The following is a 19,072-nucleotide window of genomic DNA, read 5'->3' on the forward strand; positions in this document are numbered from 1 at the left end:
TGGCGTGCTTCAGCGTCGGCCCGCGGTTCTTGTCGGGACCGTTGATGATCGGGTGGCGCCCTCAGCCCGCAGCGCGGACGATCATCTTGCCGGGCTGCGGGTCTTCCCGGAGCGCGGCGATGGCCGAGGGCACCTCGTCGAACGACCAGACGCGGCTGATCGGTGTGCGGACGTGTCCGTCGTTCGCCATCCGCTCGAGTGCGGCGAAAGTGGCGCGGTCACGGGCGGGTCCCATGGCACCGGCGAACACGCCGACGATCGTGTGGTTGGCGAGAGCGGTGCGCTCGCCGTCGGGCTGGTGCCAGCTGCCGCTCGCGTAACCCACCACCATGATGCGACCGTGCGGAGCGAGCACGGATACCGCGGAGTCGCTGGCCGCGCCGCCGACCGGGTCGAAGATCGCATCGACGGTTCCGTTGCCGCGCAGCGCCCGCACCGCCTCGTCGATGGGTGTCTCGCGGCGATCGATCACGTCGTCGGCGCCCATCGCACGGCAGAAGTCCGCGGATTGGCGGCCGGCGGCTACCGCGATCACGTGAGCGCCGAGCGCCTTGCCGACCTGGATAGCGGTGGCTCCGCTGCTGCCGGATCCACCCAGTACCAGCAACGTTTCACCGGCCCCGACCCCGCCGCGGTGAACGAGCGCCCCGTAGGCCGTGCGGAAGGGGATGAAGAAGCCGGCGGCCTGTTCGTCGCTCAGCACGTCGGGGGCGCGGCAGACACGATAGTCGTAGGCCAGGCAGTGGTCGGAGAAGCCGCCCCAGCCCTCGGCGTACTGTGTCAACGCCAGCACCCGGTCGCCCGGCCGGAACGCGGAACGCGGCCCGGCCGCGACGACGTCACCGACGACCTCCTGGCCCGGGGATACCGGCGGCGTCTTCACCAGCGGGTACCCGCCCTGGGTCATGAGCAGATCGGGCAGCCCGACGCCGGTTGCGCGGACCCGGATCATGACGCCTTCGTCGGGCACCTCGGGCGCGTCGAGAGTCTGTACCTCGAGAACGGCGCGCGGAGATCCGAATCGTTCGGCCCGCCAGCCTCGAACGGTAGTCACAGCGCTGTCACCTCGCGGGTTTTGAACTCCAGCCGGGCGACCGTGCGGGCATGCACCTCGTCGGGTCCATCGGCGATGCTGACCCAGCGCGCGGTGCGATAGAGCTCGGGTAGCCGGAAGTCGTCGGTGAGACCCGCCGCACCGAATGCCTGGATCGCCTGATCGGTAACCTTTCGCGCCATCCGAGGCACGGCGACCTTGATCATCGCGACCTTGGCAAGAGCTGCCTTGATACCGCGGTTGTCGATCGTATCGGCGGCGTCGAGCGTCAAGAGGCGGGCCATGTCGATATCGATGCGGGCCTGCGCTACTTGCTGCTGCCAATGCTCATTGTCCGACAACCGTCGACCGAAAGCGGTGCGGTCGAGCAGTCGATCACACATCGCCTCGAGCGCCCGCTCGGCCAGCCCGATCGTGCGCATGCAGTGATGGATCCGACCGGGACCGAGCCGGCCCTGCGAGATCTCGAACCCCCGCCCCTCGCCGAGAATCACGTTCTCGGCCGGCACGCGTACGTTGTCGAGCTCGACCTCGGCGTGACCGGTATAGCCCTCGAGTACTCCGAGTACGGGCAGCGGGCGCACGATCCTGACACCGGGAGCGTCGGGCTCCACCAGAATCTGGGTGTGCTGGGCGTGCCGCGGGCCGTCGGTGCTCGAGCGTCCCATGACGATCCAGATCGAGCAAGCAGGGTTGAGAACACCGGTCGCAAACCACTTGCGGCCGTTTATCACATAGGAATCACCGTCGCGCGTGATCGTCGTCTCGATGTTGGTCGCGTCCGAGGAGGCAACATGCGGCTCGGTCATCAGGTATGCCGAGCGGATCTCACCGGCGAGCAACGGCACCATCCAGCGCTGCTTCTGCTCCTCGGTACCGTACTTCCAGAGCAGCTCCATGTTTCCCGTGTCCGGGGCGCTGCAGTTGAAAACCTCTGCTGCCCAGAGGGTTCGGCCCATCGCCTCGGCCAACGGCGCATACTCGAGATTGCTCAGTCCCGCGCCCACTTCCGGGTCGGGGAGGAACAAGTTCCACAGGCCGGCGGCCCGAGCCTTGGCAGCGAGTTCGGTAACGACGGGTGGTGTCGACTTGTTCTCGGTCCGGATCTCCGCGTCCCATTGTTTCTCCGCGGGCTGCACGTGTTCGTCCATGAAAGCACGCACACGGTGCAGCAGGTCGTCCGGAGGGGTGATGTCCCGTAATGACATATCGCTCCTCAGCGAAGGGTGGATCCACCATCTACCAGGAGCATCTGCCCGGTGATGTATGACGATTGGAAGGAGGCGAGGAACAGTGCCGCAGCGCCCATTTCCTCGACAGTGCCCCAGCGACGAAGTGGGATCTTCGCCAACGAGGCGGTGTAGACGTCCTCGCGTTCACGACTTGTCGCCGTCAGCCGGGTCGCGACGAAACCGGGTGCGATGCCGTTGACGCGAATGCCGTCACGGGCCCACGCATCGGCGAGCGACTTGGTGAGTGTGCGAAGGGCGCCCTTGCTGGCGCTGTACGCCGGCTGGCCGGGTGTCGAAATGAAAGAGGATGTCGAGCCGACATTCACCACCGCACCGCCGGCTGCGGCGAGGTCGTCGTGAAATCGCACGCAGCATCGCATCACGCCGTTGAGATTGACGTCGACCACCCGCGCGAACGTCGCCGGTTCGTATTCGGCGCGGCCGTAAGCGACGGTTCCGACGCTGTTGACCAGGATGGCGACCCTGACACCGGGATCGAACTCTGCGACAGCCTCGGCCGAACTGACATCCAGGCAGTGATAGGTGAGGCCATCCAGATCGGAACCGTCGACGTCCGCATAATTCGCGGCAGCCGGCCGCGTCCCGGTGACGTGGACAGTGGCGCCCTGGGCGAGGAACGCTCGTGCGATACCGTTGCCGATCCCGCTCGACCCTCCGGTCACCAGAACGGGCACGTCGGCGAGTCCTAGATCGAGCATGCGGCCACCTCTCGTTGTGCTTGCCGGATGAGTCCCATCGAGGTCCGATGAAATTGCCTGCCGAGCTCGGCCGATGCCTCTCCGCGTTCTGCGCGTACCGACGTACCTTCGAGCAGCACCGCCAACCGGAACGCCGCGAGCACCTTGAACCACGGCAGCGCGTCGACACTTCGTCCCGTCTTCTCCGCATAGCGGTCGACGATCTCCGATTCGGTGGCCAGCCCGGCGAGGGGTGAAACCGGCATGATGTTGCCGAAAGCGTCGTTCCCTTCGGTCCCGGGCCAGCACACCAAGAATTGGGCAAGATCCAGGAGAGGGTCCCCGATCGTGGCCAGTTCCCAGTCGACGATGGCGGTCACATCCCCGGTCTCGGGTGCCAGCACAAGGTTGCCCAGGTGGAAATCGCCGTGCACGATTCCTTTCGATTCGGTTGTGGGGCAATTCTCTTGAAGCCAACCCGCCAGTGTCGACACCGCAGTCGCCGGCAGTGCGTGAGCCGGCTCGTACGAATCGAGCTGCCACTGCCACCGCGATACCTGGCGTTCGACGAAACTCCCGGGACGTCCGAGGTCGGCGAGCCCCACAGCGGCGTAGTCCACGGCAGCGAGTTCGGCGAGCGCTTCCGCTGCGGCGAGACCGACGCGCCGGACCCGCTCCGGCGCGTCGGTGAAGCCCGGCGGCCACCCCGATGGCGCGCTGAAGCCGTCGATTTCCTCCATGAGGTAGAACGCGCTACCGGTCAGAGCGGTATCGAGTTCGGCAGCTACCAGTCGAGGATGCGGAACGGCCGTGCCGCCGAGTGCGGCAAGGATCCGCGCCTCGCGCCGCATGGTGTCGTCGCTATTGGGCCGCTTGACCTCTGGCGGCATCCGCAAGACGAATCGATGTCCGCCGCGTCCGAGGCTCAACAGCTGATTCTGGGTGCCGCCACTCAACGCCCGGACGTCAGCGATCGTCCCGGCGCCGACGCGGTGTTTGTCCATCCATTCGATAAGCCAGGTAGGTTCCATAGCCCTAGATCAGTCTCGATCCGGCATCAATCCGGATAACAATTCGGGTTTCGGGGCCGGGGCGGGCTTGCCGCACCACACCCGGTGGCGGGAACGCTACCACGCCGCAGCTCAAATAGATATATCATTGCGCTGATTACACTCTTGATGCCGCTTCACGGGCCGGACTCGAGGACGAGAACCGAGGCCGGGTAGCCTCGGCGCCCCGCCGTGGTCGACCGGCCGGCATCATGGCTGCTACGGAGTCAGCGGAAGGCGGTTCCACAGCCGACCGGAACAGCTGCTCCCGTGTTCGTCACGACCATTCTTTCGTGAGGGGCGCGGACGCGGTGCCCTGAGCCACACATCCTGTGTCGTCCCTCGATTCGCTGGACGACCGGTCGGCCGGCGACTCCGTACCCGAATCCTGCCGGTCGACGAGGTTCTTGGAAGCCTCGCGGCGAAGGGTCTGCCCGACGTCCTTGTCGGCCCGGGTGGATCGCAGAACGGCCGCCGCGATGACCCCGACAACTGTGATCCCGATCGGGATCACCATGCCGGCCCCGAAGGCCGCTGAGTTGTAGACGGTGACACCCGTCGTTGGATCCACTGTTCCTAGCGCGTTCATCACAGCGAACACAGCTACCGAAATGATCGACGTCAGAAGATTCGCGGACAGCGATACCGTCGAGGACATGACCGCCTGCCGTTCCGGCTTTATGACGCGAATGACCATCATGTAGGCGGTGATCATGGCCATGGCGCCGCCGAGATTGACGGTGAACACGGTGACGATGAACAGCGGCACCGTTGTCCTGGCGAAAACACCGATGACGAATCCGCCGATCACGAGAACCAGTGTCCACATGGCAGTCGTGCCGGGCGACTTCTTCCGTAGCACGAATGCGGTCGCCCAACCGGCGATTCCGGTGGCCAATGCGGCGACGGCCGCTATCTGCGTCTGGTGTTGAGGAGTGAGCCCCAATCCGCCGACAGCCGTCGGCGAGAGCGCGAACACAGGGAGAAAGGCCTGGGTCCACGCGGTCATGGCGGTACCGATAGCGGCGGACAAGAGCATCATCGAGATGGGCACGCTGGTGAGTTCGCGGAGGTCGACCAACGGATAGTCACTACGGCCGGCCTGGGCGAACCAGGCGATCAGCAGCAGGATTCCGGCGATGGCGGCCCCGACGACTCGCGGCGACCCCCACCCCCACGTCGGCCCGAAACTGACGGCGACCAGAACGAGGGCGACGCCACCGCCGAGCAGCGTGGCACCGACGAAGTCGATCCTTCCGGCCCGTTCGCGGATCGACGATTCGGGCACAAACGTCAACACCAGCACGAGAAGGACAACCGACATGATCGCGGGGAGCCAGAAGACATTTCTGAAGCCCAGACGCTCGATGAGGTCGCCGGCGAAGACCTGGAGGGGCACGCCGAGCAACCCGGCACCAGTGATGGCGACCGAGGCCGCCAACGGCATGATCCGGGTCGGGAAGATGTCTCGGCACAGCGATGGCACCAGGAACGGGAATGTCAGTATCGGCGCCTGAAGGACTCGTCCGAGCAGAAGTAGGCCGAAAGTCGGCGCGAACGCACTCACGACAAACCCTACGGACGCCACGGTAAGGGCGATCGCGATGAGCCGACGTTTTCCATACCGATCGGCAAGGGTGCCCGTCATCGGGGCCAGCAGCGCTGCTACCAGGAAGTAGAGTGTCGGGACCCACGCAATCTGCGACGTCCGGTAGTGCTCGCCGATCTGCGGTAGGGCGTTCAGTACGTACACCGAGGCCATCAATCCCAACTCCGCCAAGAAGACCAGGATAGTCAGCAGAATGACGTAGCGAGCATTCCAGCCGCCAGGGCGGTAGGTATCACTGACCGCGGCGTCGACGTCCGAAGGAAGAGAAGGCATATCAGTACCCCATCGCCGATCTGGCCCGCCCGCATTCCGCGGTACGCACGGCCGAGAAGAACTTCGTGAAGACGGCGGCAGGGGCTCGCCTCTTCGCCACCGCGTCGCCTGGTAGCCACCGCGCCGCCTCCGCGCGCCGCATCGGCGCCCAACGCAACGTCTTTTCCAACCTGCCCACGGCAACCTCCATGTTCGATACGAGGATGACTCCCCGGCGCAGCCGAACCAACAGTGCGGAAATCACATTCGACGCCGGCGGAAGCCAGCTGCTCAGGGAATGCCAGCGGAATAATGCTCAGTAGGTTCGGACTGAGGCGGCAAGCACGCACATACAGATAGTCCGCTCGAGAAGCGTGATCATCATGTCCTGGTCGTGCACACCGTCGCCGGGCTTTGCGCCGGGCGAGCCGCCTGCGGGCCATCGTATACCCGAAACCACCGAACATATATAGGTTTAACTTGATTCTTCTTAAATGAGGTCGCGCGGCCGGTTGATGGCGAGGGCCCGCCTTCGCTGTCGAACCGGCGGAACGGGGATTCGTCGTCACGTCGGTCAAAGAGGCAACACCCGTCGATGCGAGCGGATCGGCAACACGCGGCGCAGACGGGCGGTGGCTTCACGCTTCCACACTCTTCCGCGCGGCGTCGCGCCGGATCGATCCGAACAACGGTCGCGTGCGCGCATGCAAGATCGCCCCCCGATATCACCGAGACCCGCTGCGGCACCGTGGCATCCATGTCGGCGGCCACCAGCATCGACGCCGGAAGCGGGCGACGCACGGTGAGGGCGCGTGCCCACCTGGCCGACAGAAGGTCACTTCGACCGAAACCCTCCAGACCGTTGACAGACACTGTGACCCAGCCTACATTCAGACCAACCATCTATAGGTTTAGACAGTTAGACAGCTAGGGAGAGCCCTAATTGACGAGCTCAGGGTCGAAATCGCTCGAGCCAATAGGTGCCCAGCACCCTTCGCCGAGCATGGACTTTCTGATCCGGACGGAGGCCGCGTCTCGCCGATCGCACCCAGCGGAGCCTGCGCGGGCGAGTCGAGCAGGAGCCATTCGCGCTAGAAGTGGACGGTACTAGGGTGACCTCGATAGATATCAGCGATGTGCTTGTTCGCCTCGAGCGGTTGCTTCATGCACAGTTGCCGGACGCCGAAAAGGTCACCGTAACCGAGGGTGAGCAGATCACCGGTGGATTCAGCGCGGTTACAATAAAAGCGAAGGCGTCGATAGACGGTGTAACGCAGAAATTCGTGGTTCGTAGAGACCCACCGCCGGGCCAGCGCGCGAATACATTCGACAGAGAACGCGAATGGGCCATACTTCGAGCTCTTACCGGCGTGGTGTCGGTGCCCCTTCCGGCCACGCGGTTCTATGACGACGGCACCTACTTCGACAGTCCCACGATCGTTGTCGACTTCGTCGAGGGAGAGCCCCTTCTCCGCACCCTTCAGAGCGCGTCGGATGAATTCGCCGACCGCGCGGCCGATGATTTCGCCGACCTCATCGCAATGGTCCACGACACGAACGTCGCTGCTCTTCCCGCAGACTTCGGGCATCCGGGCTCGTGGGACGACCACATCGACGCATCCATCGAGGGGTGGCGGCGCGCAGAAGAGGCCCTGCCTGCCAGGGATCCGTTTTTTCGCTTCGTTGCTTCATGGCTCGACAAACACCGGCCTCCACCGGTGCCACTATGTCTCGATCATGGAGACATTCAGGCGGGCAATATCCTCGTGACCCCCGACGCCGACTTCGTCGTCGTGGACTGGGAATGTGCACACATCGGGGACCCACGCGAAGACCTCGGTTGGTCGTGGATGATGGAGGCATTGGCACCCCCCGCAATCGTCGGCCGGAACATCGAAGCTTTTTGCGCGCGGTACCGCAAGCGCACCGGACTCTCCGAGGATCAGATCAATCCTGCAACCCTCGCGTACGGCGCTTTGCTCGGCTTCGGCCGCATGGTCGGATCGTCCTGCGGGACGATTTCGGCGGCTGCGGAAGGTAATAATCGCTCCATCATCACGGCGTACTCCGCTACCAGCTTTCCAGGAATACATAGTCGGTGGCTGTCGATGATCAAAATCAGCGAGGAATGGCAAGCACGCAGATGAACAACCAGATACCAATTCAACATCTGCTCCACACAGTTGCGGAGACGCTGCGAACTCGAGTAGCGCCAGACGTCTCCAGCGCGGCAGCGACGGCCGCATTGCAAATGGCGGCAGGCATCGTAGATAGTGTCGCCGACCGCAGCGAACGAGAAACCGAGATCATGCGCACACAGATACCTCGAATAGAGACGTTGGCGAAAGAGATCGTCAGCAGTGGTCTCGACGCCGGCCCGCTGCCAGAGTTGCTCCGCGAGTACGAAACGGGTAAGACTTCCGGCCGAGACTCGCTGCACGATGACTACAACGCTGCCACCGCGGTTTTCATCGCATGCATCGAGGTGACAATCGGTCGCGACGACGCGTTCGAGGCGAAAACGCGCGCGGTTCTCGAAGAAATGCTGCTCGACGAGATCGGCGAGGATCCGTCTATGGCGCTTGTGGGGCGCGGATGAACGCCCCCGTAGTTCTCGATGATTTCAGTGCTTGCGTACTGTCCGGGCGCGTCGCATCAACAGAAGGCGGTGAATCTCGGACGGACCGAACCGTTGAGCAGGGGTTGGCGGATGCGGTAGAGGCCGAGCAACTCGGTTTCCGTCGCATCCTGGTTCCTGAGCGGTACAACCTCAAGGAGGCGGGGGCCTTCCTCGGGGGCGTGGGCGCTCTAACGTCGCGTATCGGTTTCGGCACCGGGGCGATGGGGGTGCGGTCGCGCCACCCATTGGTCGCAGCGGGCATGGCCGCAACCATGCAAGCGGCCTACGGGCCGCGATTCGTTCTGGGCTTGGGTCGCTCCCTCGACCTGCTGCTGGGTAAGCCGGGGCATGCTTCGTATCAGGAAATGATCGATTTCTCTACCATTCTCAAGCAGCTCTGGCGTGGGGAAACTGTGACTTACGAGGGCCCAGCCGGGAAGTTCGATGAGATCTCACTCGGTGACGTGCACCCAGGACCACCTCCCGAGATCTGGATTACGATGCTGGGCGGACCGCTGGGGTCGGAGGCCGCGGCGAATCCGGCGTTCGATGGCGTCTTGTTGTACAACATGATGACTCCTGAGGCCACGCACTTGGCGGTGTGGCGGATACACCGCGCCTGCGAGAAGGCCGGCCGGGATCCATCGACTATTCGGATCTGCCAGCCGGTTGTGACCGCGCCGGATATGGATGATTACGAAACGCGGGCCTTGGCACATGCGCGGTTTCTCACCTACATTTCCCAACCACGCGAGTTCATGGCCATCGCGATGAATGGATGGGATCGCGATATCGCATTCGGCATACGGGACCAGATATTTGCCATGATGCAGGGGCAGAATGCCGACCTGGCCTTTCACCGTGAGCAGCTGATCGAACAGACTCGGCTGGTACCGGACTCGTGGGTACGGGACTCATGTGCAACCGGCTCCAGCCGGGACTGCTTCGAGATGCTCCGTGAGTACAGGCGGGCCGGAGCTGATGAGATCCTGACATACGGCAGTTCTCCCGGGCAGAACGCCGGGATCGTAGCCCTCTGGAAGGAGGCAGCAAGCGCTGTGTGATGGTCTGCTGCGGCCGTCACATGGACGACGGCCCGAGTGACCCCAGCGGCGTTGAGGGCATTCTGTTCTGGCCTGCCGGCATCTCCTACGTTTCGCTGGTGTCCAGGCTGAGATCGCGGGCAGTACGAGCGATTTCATCTGTTGCGCCGTGAAGAGAGGGCGAGAAGCCTTGGCCGACAACGCATATGCAAACTTTCGCTCAACCAGATAGAGGTTGACCGCTACTCGCCGTGCGCCGTGCATCATTCGTGGCTTGCGCGGCCTCCTGGAGACACCTGCACATGGGGCCAGGTGCGCAAGCGCTCGATGGAGGTCGACCAGATGAATCCGCACGTGGCCGTGCCCTCGAGGGGCAATCGCCGACGAGATCGGCCACCCGGTTCTCGGTCGATATCCCATCGCCGCAGCTCCACTGTCGAGCCACGGCGCGCCCGAACATCAGCGGTGCCCAACGGACAGCACTCGCGGGTCGGCGCTATCCCTACCGCGCCGGGAGGCACCGGACCGATCACGGCTGCACCGGATGATCCGAACCCCTAGCCACCTCGAACCAGCAACGCCAATTCAGGAGCGCCTTCAAGGACGAGGGCAGAAAGAGGAGAAAATGAACACTACAATGAAAGTTACCGCGATCGCGGCACTCACCGGCGCGGCGATTGCCGGCGCGGCCGGTATCGCCAACGCAACACCCCAGCAGCCCGCACCCAACGCACCACATCCGGTGACTGTCGCGCTGGCCCCTGGCGTTCAGTACACCAGCGACAGCGGCAGCGGCTCTGCGGAGCTGGTCACGCCGTTCGGCGTGGTCAAACAGCAGGCGAGCCAGGTCGCGGTGGCCGATAACGCCGGAAACACGCTGTACGGCATACCAAATGTCACCACCCCCGAACATGCCACGCCGGCTCAGAGCGCACAGACCGACGCTGCTCTTCCGGCTCCGAACGCCGCCAGTGCGCCGAAGACCCCGGCTGAGAAGCAGGCAGCCATCATGGCCGCCATCCGTACCGCCGGCGGTGATATGGGCATGGCCACCGGTCTCGGCGCCGCGGTGGGCGGAGTGAGTGGCATGTTGATCGGCTGTGCATTCGGCGGCGCGCTCGGGATCGTTGCTGGACCCGCATCACTCGCTACCTGCATGCTCGGCGCCGCCACAGTAGGCGGTCTCGGAGCAATGATCGGTGGCGCTGTAGTCGGTGTGCCCGTGGGTATCTCGTCGGCGGCATACCAGTACGGACAACTCGTGGCAGACGGCGTCCTGTGACAACCGGCCATTCTCGGTAGTCACGCCTTCCACGTGACCGGTCGGGCCGGATGAATCCATCCGGCCCGACCGACTCCTTTCGCTCTGCGAGGACCACCGATGGCGACGCCAGGAATCCCCCACGACGCTCAGCACAAACCGGCCTGATGTCGTGGTAGGAGGACTGCTGAACGACCGCGCTCAGCGCGACAGTCCAGCGTCCTTGCTCCCGTAGGCGTCGCGGAGCTGCGGTTTCATCACCTTGCCGCTGGCGTTTCGCGGCAGCTCGGAAACGATGACGAGGTCCTTGGGCTGCTTGAATCGGGCAAGGTTCTCGTTGAGGAAGTCGGCCATCTCTCCCAGGGTCAGAGCGTCGACGCCGGGAGCGAGGACCACCACGGCGACGGGCACCTCACCCCACTTCTCATGCGCGCGACCGATGACAGCCGCCTCGGCAATGGCGGGATGGTTACAGAGGACGTTCTCCACCTCGCTGCAGTAGACGTTCTCGCCGCCGGAGATGATCATGTCTTTTGCTCGATCGACGACGTACAGGAAGCCTTCCTCATCCTCGCGCACCAGGTCGCCCGAATGAAACCAGCCTCCACGGAAGGCCTCGGCCGTCGCCTCGGGATTCTGCCAGTACCCTTTCATCAGAGTCGGCCCCCGGTAGATGATCTCCCCGACCTCACCCGGTGCCACGTCGTTCATCATGGGATCAACGATTCGTGCGGTGACGGCCGGAACGACCTTGCCGATCGAGCCGATCTTGCGCCGGGCATCCTCTCCTCGCAGCACGCACGTGATCGGCGACATCTCCGTCTGCCCGAACCCGGTCATGTTCAGAGCGTCGGGAAAGGTCTCATTCATCGCTCGCAACACTGCGTCCGTGGCAGGCGCCGCACCCCAGCTGATAGTGCGGAGCTTCAGCGAACGAGGACGGGCCCGCTGGGCCGCACAGACGGCCTGCCACTGAGCCGGCACCATGAACACCATCGTCGTACCTTCGCGCTCGAGTGTGTCGAGCATGTCGTCGGGATCGAACGCGCCGAGCGGATGAATAACGGCAGGAGAACCGAGGTAGAACCCCGGCGCGAACGAAGCCAGGCCCGCGATGTGGAAGATCGGCGGCACAACGGACGTCACGTCATGGTCGGCAGGACTCGCCCCGGTGCTCATGTTCGTCATCATCTGCGCCTGCAGGTTGATATGCGTGAGCATCGCACCCTTCGGATTGCCGGTGGTCCCCGACGTGTACATGATGACCGCAACGGTGTCCTCTGGGACATCGACGTCGGGAAGCCCGTCCGCGCCGCGGGCGATGAGTTCCTCGTAGTCGAGATGTCCGGGCTTACCACCGCCACCGACGACGATCACCGAGTCGATGACATCGGTAGCCGCCCGGGACGCATCCACCAGACCCGCGAGCGTGGTATCGGTAACCACGACCTTCGAACCGCTGTCGTTGACGAGGTAGGCGACTTCGGCGGGGCTCAGACGGATGTTCACCGGCACGGCGATCGCGCCGATCAGATTCACGCCGAGCACCGCTTCCATGTACTCGGTGCGATTGAGCATGGCGATCATGACGCGGTCACCGAAACCGACCCCGAGCCTGGTCAACGCGGCCGCGAAACTCCGCGACCGAGCATCTAGATCCCGCCACGTCGTCACGGTGTCGAGGTATTTCAACGCCGGCGCATCCGGCTTCATCAGCGCATGCCGCCTTATCTGGTTGTTCCAATGGTTGCGCCGGGACCGCATCGGCTCGGTCGCCAAGTCATCGCGCGAGTTAAGGGCGGTGCTCATCTGATTGCGATTCCTTCCTCACCGGCCGCCGGGTTTGCCTGTATGCACTCACAACTCGCCCAGAAGGCCGCTCTCTATCGGGCGGCGCCGAACGAGCCGCCGACCGTAACGCTACACGAGGCCCGTTGAATATGTATAGGATTATCTTGATTCCACTAGACGGGATGTCAAAACCGGGTTAACCTGCGGTGAACCCGTCGCCACACAGCCACAAGCACGAGAGAGAGCGCTTCGATGACGAACGAATCACCATCCCGTCCTGGATCCGATTTCACCCACTGCAGCCCCGAATGGGCGACCAGCGCGGGCACGATGACCAAGCCGTTGCGCGATGAGGACTCACTCGGCTTCAGCGAGGAATTCGGCGGCTTCCACATCGCCTCCAGATACGAAGATGTCTGCAAGATTGCCCGCGACGCGATGACCTTCTCCAGCGCTAGTGGGACGACAGTGCCGCCACTGGGTGTACCGATGCCGCCCGTCACTGCCGACCCGCCGGTGCATCTGGACTACCGCAAGATCCTCAACTCGTTCTTCGCCCCAGCTCGGGTGGGCCGGTATCTCGACTGGACCACGGAGTACGTGCGCAACTTGGCCAACACCTTGTTCGCCCGTGAGAAGTTCGAGCTCGTCCACGAATTCGCCAACGAACTGACCCGTTCCCTGACGTTCCACGTCCTGGGTATCCCGAACGAGCGGGTGACAGACGAGGTGAGCGAGTGGGTCGACGACTTCGTCTTCCAGCGGCCGGGCATGGCAGAGTCGGCCGGCAAGATGAGCGCCTTCTTTCTGGACGAGTTCGCCGAGCGCAGGGCGAACCCCGGCGACGACGTGCTGACGGCGGTGGTCCAGGCCGAAGTGCAGGGTCGGCCACTCGATGACGTGGAGCTCGTCGGGGTCGGGATGCTGTTGATGCTCGCCGGACTCGACACCACCAATGGGGCCATCTCCGGGGGGACCCACTACTTCATGAACCACCCGGAAGCGCGCGCGGAGCTCATCGATGCCGACGACCGCACATGGAAGCTGGCGATGGATGAGATCGTGCGGTGGACGAGCCCGGCGTCGGCCAACGGCCGCCTGGTCACGCAGGACACCGAGGTCCGCGGTTGCCCGATGAAATCGGGCGATCGGTTGATGCTGCTGTGGGCCTCGGCGAACCGGGACGAACGCGAGTTCTTCGATCCGGACGAGGTCGTGCTCGACCGTTCCCCGAACCGTCACGTCGGGTTCGGCATGGGCCCGCACCGTTGCCTCGGCAGCCACTTGGCCAAGCAGACCCTGCAGGTCTACTTCGAGAACGTGCTGCCGCGCCTCGACGGGTGGAAGGTATCCGACGAGCCGGATGCCGTGGAGTGGGAGGGTCGCGAGTCCCGCGGAATGACCCGGCTCGTGCTCGAGCGGGTCGACGCGACTCGGAATCAATGAGCGGAGCGATGGCAATGGTGAGCAACCCTGGCGAAGGCCATGCGGTCGAGGTAGATGTCGAGCGTTGTGCCGGCCACGGCCGTTGTTGCCTCGACGCACCTGAGATCTTCGGCTACGACGACAACACCGGACAAGCATTCGTCTACCCGAACGCAGACTTCGCGACGAATACCGCGGAGATCGACATGGCGATCGACGGATGCCCCGAAGCAGCGATCCGACGCATCAGGCCGTGATGCCGGACGTCAGAAAGCAGGCTGCGACGCTGCCGAGGAATCCCGGACAGCGTCGCAGTTTGATTCTGAACCGGGTTCGCAACCGACGCCGGTGTCGGCCGGCATAGTGCCACGACCCGCATGCTCAACCTCGACGGCGACTCCCCCGACTCCGCGAACACCCAGGTTCGGTCGGAGACCCCCGCAAATCACGACCGGCTCGCCAAACGCTGCCGTGATCACCGCATCGTGTCGGGTGTGTAGCCGTCACCCGGGCTGGCGCCGGCAGCCTGCCGGATACTGACTGCCGGCGAATGGCCGACCGGGTTCGAAGGCCGGTCCGGCCTTGCCTAGTACCACCACGCCACCGCCGTCACCGCCGCTCCCCTGTTCATGAGAGCCCACGGCCGACCACCGCGAGAACCGATGGGAAGAACTGACTCGCCACGGCATCATCGGAGAAATCCGACGCGCACGTGCCACCCGGATCGGCACCTTCCCGCAATGCCATGACATGTTCCGACCCCGCCAAGGGCTACTGGAGCGCAAGCCCCTCGGGTCAGACGTCGACGCGGGCCAGGCGGCCCGACAGACGCTCGGTGATGACGGTTTCGGCGTCCGCGACGATCCGGTCGACGAGCTCGCCGACGGTCGGGATGTCGTGAATCAAGCCCTGCACAGTGCCGGCGGTCCAGATACCGCCATCGAGATCGCCGGTCTCGAGGACCTTGCGCCCGCGCGTGCCTGCGACGAGGTCACGGACGTCCTCGAACTTCCCTCCCTTGTTGAGAATGTCCACGACCTCGAGACTCACGGCGTTGCGCGCCACCCGCGCGGTGTTGCGTAGCGGTCGGAATATCAGCTCGGTGTCCGTTTCGCGCCCGGCGACGATCGCTTCCTTGACCGCTCGATGGATCGGTGCCTCCTGTGTGCACATGAACCTGGTACCCATGTTGATGCCGTCGGCGCCGAGTGCGAGGGCGGCGACCAGGCCTCGACCATCGGCGAAGCCGCCGGAGGCGATCATGGGAATCGTGAGGTGCTCGGCGGCCGCGGCGATGAGCACGAGGCCGGGAACGTCGTCTTCGCCGGGATGCCCGGCGCATTCGAAGCCGTCGATGCTGATCGCGTCCACACCGGCGTCCTGCGCTTTGACGGCGTGCCGGACACTCGTGCACTTGTGCAGCACCTTGATGCCGGCAGCGTGGAAATCAGGCAGGTGCGGGGCCGGGTTCGACCCGGCCGTCTCCACGATCTTGACGCCGGAATCGATGATCACTTGGCGGTATTCATCGTAAGGCGGTGGGGTGATGGCGGGCAGGATGGTGAGGTTGACCCCGAACGGCTGATCGGTGAGCTCGCGGGTGCGAACGATCTCCTTGGCCAGGTCTTCCGGGGTGGGTTGGGTCAGCGCGGTGATCATGCCCAGTGCGCCGGCGTTGGCGACGGCGGCGACGAGTTCGGCGCGCCCGACCCATTGCATGCCGCCCTGCACGATGGGATGGCGTATGCCGAACGTCTCGGTGAAGGCGGTAGACAGCACGAGGGCTCCTTGTCGAGGTTTCAGTTGGGGGTCGATGGCCGGCAATTCGGCCGGTGAGCAGCCACCAGGACCGGGCGAATCACAGTTCCCGTTGTCAGCGCCCGCGGACGTTCGGGGTTGATGTACGCGACGGTTCCGCGGCGCGCTCGGACACGGCGGCGGGCGCGGTGGTGGTCGGTTCGTCGGCCAGTTGTTTCCTTCGAAGACAGCGCTACTTATTTAACGCTCGCTAAACTGGCTATCACGACGACGGTGACGCGGTCAATGGCATTCATATCTAGCGATCGCTAAGTCGATCTGGTAAGCATTGGAGCACGCCACTGACGCCGACCGTGGCTCGGCCGACTCCGCGAGAGGTCGACCGGCGCTGTTGGATTCGCTGCAATGTCGAGCGGTGACGCGGTGCGACTTCCTCGAGACTCGTTCCGCCCCTCGAAGTGATCCCCCGGCATCCGCAACCCGAGCAACCGAAGGAGCTCATCGTGACAATCACCGAGTCGGGTGTCATCCGCACCGTCGAGGACGGTGTCCTGCGCGTCACCATCGACCGCCCCGCGAGCATGAACGCGGTCCGGATCGAGACACTGGACGCTATCGCGAATGCGTTCGAGGACCACTTCCTCGATTCCGATGTGCGGGTAGCTGTGCTGTCGGGCGCCGGGCGCGCGTTCTGCGCCGGCGCCGACCTGGCAGGCCTCGACCTCTCCGCCGAGCCGTCGGCCGAGACGATCGATGCCGCCAACCGGGTTGTCGACAGCGTTCGAGCGTTCCCGCGGCCGGTGATCGGAGCCGTCCGAGGACCAGCCGCGGGAGTGGGCGTATCGCTGGCGCTGGCGTGCGACCTCACGGTGATCTCCGAATCCAGTTACTTCTTGCTGGCTTTCACCAGAATCGGGCTGATGCCCGACGGCGGTGCCACGGCACTCGTCGCGGCATCGGTGGGCAGGGCGCGGGCGATGGCACTGGCACTGTTGGCGGAGCGTCTCGAGGCGGCCGACGCCTTCCGGGCAGGACTCGTCGCCAAGATGTTTGCGGACGACGAATTCGAGGCGGAAGTCGAGTCTCTCGCGAAGCGCCTGGCGGCCGGCCCCGGTGATGCCTACCGCCGGACCAAGGGGGCGATCAACGACGCGACCCTCGGCCAGCTCGCCGCGGCCTTCGAACGCGAGCGAGCCGGGCAACTCGAGTTACTCGTCGCACCGGACTTCGCCGAGGGTGTGGACGCGTTCGAGAACAAGCGTCCGGCGCGATTCGGAGGCCGCTCGTGACCGGGCCCCTCCACGGACTGCGCGTGATCGAGCTCGCCGGCATCGGGCCGGGACCGCACGCCGCGATGATCCTCGGTGACCTCGGCGCCGACGTCGTGCGCATCGAGCGGCCGAGTTCGACCGCCCCCGACATCTTCGACGGCGAACCGGATCACGGACTGCGCAATCGCCGTTCGCTGTCCGCGGACCTGAAGAACAGCGCCGACCGCGCCCTTGTGCTCGACCTGATCGCGAAGGCCGACGTGCTGATCGAGGGATACCGGCCCGGAGTTGCCGAGCGCCTCGGACTCGGGCCCGACGACTGCGCTGGGGTCAATCCGGGGCTCGTCTACGCCCGAATGACGGGCTGGGGACAGACCGGGGCGATGGCTGCCCGGGCCGGCCACGACATCAACTACATTTCGCTGACCGGCGTGCTGCATGCGATCGGGCGGCGTGGAGAGCGACCCGTACCGCCGCTCAACCTCGTGGGTGATTTCGGTGGCGGCTCGATGTTCCTGTTGGTGGGAATCCTGTCCGCATTGTTCGAGCGGCAGCGATCGGGGCTCGGACAGGTGATCGATGCCGCCATGGTCGACGGGGTGAGCGTCCTGTCCCAAATGATGTGGGCGCTGCGCGGTTCCGGTAAATGGTCGCCGGACGCGGGGACGAATCTACTCGACGGCGGTGCGCCATTTTACGACACATACGCCTGCTCGGACGGAGCCTACGTGGCGGTCGGCGCCATCGAACCGCAGTTCTATGCGGCTCTGCTCGACGGTCTCGGGCTCGCGGACGCGGACCTCCCGGATCAGAACGACCGATCAACGTGGCCGATGTTGCGGGAACGGTTCACCGAAGTATTCGCTTCCAAGGACCGCGATCACTGGACGATGGTGTTCGAAGGCACGGATGCGTGCGTGACACCGGTGTTGTCCTTCGACGAGGTCGCCGGTGACTCCTACCTCCGCGAGCGAGGTAGCCTCCTCGACCTGGACGGAGTCACGCAGGCTGCGCCGGCCCCGCGGTTCTCGCGCAGCACTCCGGCGCCGCCGACACCTCCCCGGCGGGTGGTCACCGATGTCACGGAGCTGTTGCGCGAGTGGTCGAGTCGGTAGCGGCCTACGACCGCGCGGGAAGAAGCGCCGCCCGGTGGTGGTCGAGTCCTCCGAACGTGGGGCGAGTCGACGTAGTCTTGGACCGTCGATGAGCGTGAACGATAGGTGTGGGATCAGGTGACGAAGGTGCCGACAGACGTGGCCGACAGGGCGGATGGGCCCACCGACTGGCGCAGTGTCGAGGGGTTGGAACTGGCCCCTATTCTGTCGGCCTCGCTGGACGCGTTCTTCGAGTTCGGATTTCACGGTGCGTCCGTTCGAGAGATTGCCCGTCGAGTGGGGGTCACCGTTCCCTCGCTGTACTACCACTACCAGAGCAAGGAGGGGCTGCTCATTGCACTCCTCGAACGCTCGATAAGTGACCTGCGCTCGCGGGCACGTGCCGCGAATGCCGCCGGCGACGGCGATCCGGTGCAGCGATTGGCGAACGTGATCTTCACGATCGTGTTGCAGATGACGAACCAGGCCCGGCTGGCTGCCCTCGAAGGCGAGGCGAGGTACCTGTGCCCCGAGAACTGGGAACGGTACCGTGCGATGCGCAAGAGCATCGAGACGCTGGTACTCGAGACCGTCCGCGACGGAAATTCGGCCGGCGACTTCGCCGTGGACGATCCCGCGGAGACCACACGAGCGATTCTTGGTATGTGTCAGGCGATCCCACGCTGGTATCAAACCGAGGGCAAGCTCAGCCCAGCTGCCGTTGCCGGCAAGTATGTCGTCATCACGCTCAAGATGGTCGGCGCTGTCCGACGGCCCGTTATGCCCCGCAGCACCAACAGGACTCGCCTGACACGCGCATAGCTCGCCTGACCACGCGCATTGGCTCGCAGGCCAGCGAATCGTCGACGAACATCGGGTAGCGCGATCCGGGGCCGCTGTGGGGAGTTGACCGCG

16 protein-coding genes are annotated in these 19,072 nt (G+C 64.6%); 9 read left to right on the forward strand and 7 right to left on the reverse strand.

The annotated features are described in order from the left end of the window. Nucleotides 1-61: 61 nt before the first annotated feature. The 5 genes from GV790_RS10330 to GV790_RS10350 form a co-directional block, all read right to left on the reverse strand. Nucleotides 62-1,054, reverse strand: a complete 993-nt coding sequence (locus GV790_RS10330; protein ID WP_163813020.1) for an NADPH:quinone oxidoreductase family protein — start codon at nt 1,052-1,054, stop codon at nt 62-64. Further along, the gene (locus GV790_RS10335) at nt 1,051-2,262 is read right to left on the reverse strand and encodes an acyl-CoA dehydrogenase family protein (RefSeq protein ID WP_163813022.1); all 1,212 of its coding nucleotides are present in this window, start codon (nt 2,260-2,262) and stop codon (nt 1,051-1,053) included. The genes GV790_RS10330 and GV790_RS10335 overlap by 4 nt, the downstream gene beginning before the upstream one ends. A gap of 8 nt (nt 2,263-2,270) precedes the next feature. After that, nucleotides 2,271-3,005 carry an SDR family NAD(P)-dependent oxidoreductase gene (locus GV790_RS10340; protein ID WP_163813024.1) on the reverse strand — a complete coding sequence of 245 codons (735 nt, stop codon included), beginning with the start codon at nt 3,003-3,005 and terminating at the stop codon, nt 2,271-2,273. Further along, entirely contained in the window at nt 2,993-4,015 is a 1,023-nt protein-coding gene (locus tag GV790_RS10345; protein ID WP_306042941.1) for a phosphotransferase family protein, read from the reverse strand. The genes GV790_RS10340 and GV790_RS10345 overlap by 13 nt, the downstream gene beginning before the upstream one ends. A 295-nt stretch (nt 4,016-4,310) precedes the next feature. Beyond that, a complete protein-coding gene (locus tag GV790_RS10350) occupies nt 4,311-5,915 on the reverse strand; it encodes an MFS transporter (RefSeq protein WP_163813028.1) in 1,605 nt (534 codons plus the stop codon). A 1,091-nt stretch (nt 5,916-7,006) separates the two neighbouring features. On the opposite strand from GV790_RS10350, the gene GV790_RS10355 reads away from it, so the two are divergent. The 4 genes from GV790_RS10355 (at nt 7,007) to GV790_RS10370 (ending at nt 10,839) form a co-directional block, all read left to right on the forward strand. Continuing rightward, nucleotides 7,007-8,041, forward strand: a complete 1,035-nt coding sequence (locus tag GV790_RS10355; RefSeq protein ID WP_163813030.1) for a phosphotransferase family protein — start codon at nt 7,007-7,009, stop codon at nt 8,039-8,041. Beyond that, entirely contained in the window at nt 8,023-8,493 is a 471-nt protein-coding gene (locus GV790_RS10360; RefSeq protein WP_163813032.1) for a hypothetical protein, read from the forward strand. Before GV790_RS10355 ends, GV790_RS10360 begins: the two co-directional genes overlap by 19 nt. Beyond that, the gene (locus tag GV790_RS10365) at nt 8,490-9,578 is read left to right on the forward strand and encodes a TIGR03857 family LLM class F420-dependent oxidoreductase (RefSeq protein ID WP_163813034.1); all 1,089 of its coding nucleotides are present in this window, start codon (nt 8,490-8,492) and stop codon (nt 9,576-9,578) included. Before GV790_RS10360 ends, GV790_RS10365 begins: the two co-directional genes overlap by 4 nt. Before the next feature lie 523 nt (nt 9,579-10,101). Then, the gene (locus GV790_RS10370) at nt 10,102-10,839 is read left to right on the forward strand and encodes a hypothetical protein (RefSeq protein WP_256673187.1); all 738 of its coding nucleotides are present in this window, start codon (nt 10,102-10,104) and stop codon (nt 10,837-10,839) included. Between the two features lie 180 nt (nt 10,840-11,019). Here the strand turns inward: GV790_RS10370 and fadD5 are convergent, their stop codons facing one another. After that, nucleotides 11,020-12,627: a fatty-acid--CoA ligase FadD5 gene (gene fadD5 / locus GV790_RS10375; protein WP_163813036.1), complete on the reverse strand. Its 1,608-nt coding sequence runs from the start codon at nt 12,625-12,627 to the stop codon at nt 11,020-11,022. A gap of 234 nt (nt 12,628-12,861) precedes the next feature. Between fadD5 and GV790_RS10380 the strand changes: the two genes are divergently transcribed. Beyond that, entirely contained in the window at nt 12,862-14,055 is a 1,194-nt protein-coding gene (locus GV790_RS10380) for a cytochrome P450 (RefSeq protein ID WP_163813038.1), read from the forward strand. Nucleotides 14,056-14,063: 8 nt separating this feature from the next. Continuing rightward, nucleotides 14,064-14,291: a ferredoxin gene (locus GV790_RS10385; RefSeq protein ID WP_218586398.1), complete on the forward strand. Its 228-nt coding sequence runs from the start codon at nt 14,064-14,066 to the stop codon at nt 14,289-14,291. Between the two features lie 538 nt (nt 14,292-14,829). Here GV790_RS10385 and GV790_RS10390 read toward each other — a convergent pair. Then, complete coding sequence (locus tag GV790_RS10390; RefSeq protein WP_163813040.1) at nt 14,830-15,813, reverse strand: NAD(P)H-dependent flavin oxidoreductase; 984 nt, start codon at nt 15,811-15,813, stop codon at nt 14,830-14,832. Between the two features lie 482 nt (nt 15,814-16,295). Between GV790_RS10390 and GV790_RS10395 the strand changes: the two genes are divergently transcribed. The 3 genes from GV790_RS10395 to GV790_RS10405 all read left to right on the forward strand — a co-directional run bounded on the left by GV790_RS10395 (nt 16,296) and on the right by GV790_RS10405 (nt 18,979). Next, a complete protein-coding gene (locus GV790_RS10395; RefSeq protein ID WP_163813042.1) occupies nt 16,296-17,081 on the forward strand; it encodes an enoyl-CoA hydratase-related protein in 786 nt (261 codons plus the stop codon). Further along, nucleotides 17,078-18,178: a CaiB/BaiF CoA transferase family protein gene (locus GV790_RS10400; protein WP_163813044.1), complete on the forward strand. Its 1,101-nt coding sequence runs from the start codon at nt 17,078-17,080 to the stop codon at nt 18,176-18,178. The genes GV790_RS10395 and GV790_RS10400 overlap by 4 nt, the downstream gene beginning before the upstream one ends. Nucleotides 18,179-18,295: 117 nt before the next feature. After that, a complete protein-coding gene (locus GV790_RS10405; RefSeq protein ID WP_163813046.1) occupies nt 18,296-18,979 on the forward strand; it encodes a TetR/AcrR family transcriptional regulator in 684 nt (227 codons plus the stop codon). Nucleotides 18,980-19,072 lie beyond the last annotated feature (93 nt).

The organism is Nocardia cyriacigeorgica (assembly GCF_010858045.1).
GTDB lineage: Bacteria > Actinomycetota > Actinomycetes > Mycobacteriales > Mycobacteriaceae > Nocardia > Nocardia cyriacigeorgica_E.

Excerpts from the sequence above, each read along its gene's own strand:
- GV790_RS10335 (WP_163813022.1), bottom strand. The coding sequence starts at position 2,262 with ATGTCATTACGGGACATCACCCCTCCGGACGACCTGCTGCACCGTGTG.
- GV790_RS10340 (WP_163813024.1), bottom strand. The coding sequence starts at position 3,005 with ATGCTCGATCTAGGACTCGCCGACGTGCCCGTTCTGGTGACCGGAGGG.
- GV790_RS10345 (WP_306042941.1), bottom strand. The coding sequence starts at position 4,015 with ATGGAACCTACCTGGCTTATCGAATGGATGGACAAACACCGCGTCGGC.
- GV790_RS10350 (WP_163813028.1), bottom strand. The coding sequence starts at position 5,915 with ATGCCTTCTCTTCCTTCGGACGTCGACGCCGCGGTCAGTGATACCTAC.
- GV790_RS10360 (WP_163813032.1), top strand. The coding sequence starts at position 8,023 with ATGGCAAGCACGCAGATGAACAACCAGATACCAATTCAACATCTGCTC.
- GV790_RS10365 (WP_163813034.1), top strand. The coding sequence starts at position 8,490 with ATGAACGCCCCCGTAGTTCTCGATGATTTCAGTGCTTGCGTACTGTCC.
- GV790_RS10370 (WP_256673187.1), top strand. The coding sequence starts at position 10,102 with ATGATCCGAACCCCTAGCCACCTCGAACCAGCAACGCCAATTCAGGAG.
- fadD5 (WP_163813036.1), bottom strand. The coding sequence starts at position 12,627 with ATGAGCACCGCCCTTAACTCGCGCGATGACTTGGCGACCGAGCCGATG.
- GV790_RS10380 (WP_163813038.1), top strand. The coding sequence starts at position 12,862 with ATGACGAACGAATCACCATCCCGTCCTGGATCCGATTTCACCCACTGC.
- GV790_RS10385 (WP_218586398.1), top strand. The coding sequence starts at position 14,064 with ATGGCAATGGTGAGCAACCCTGGCGAAGGCCATGCGGTCGAGGTAGAT.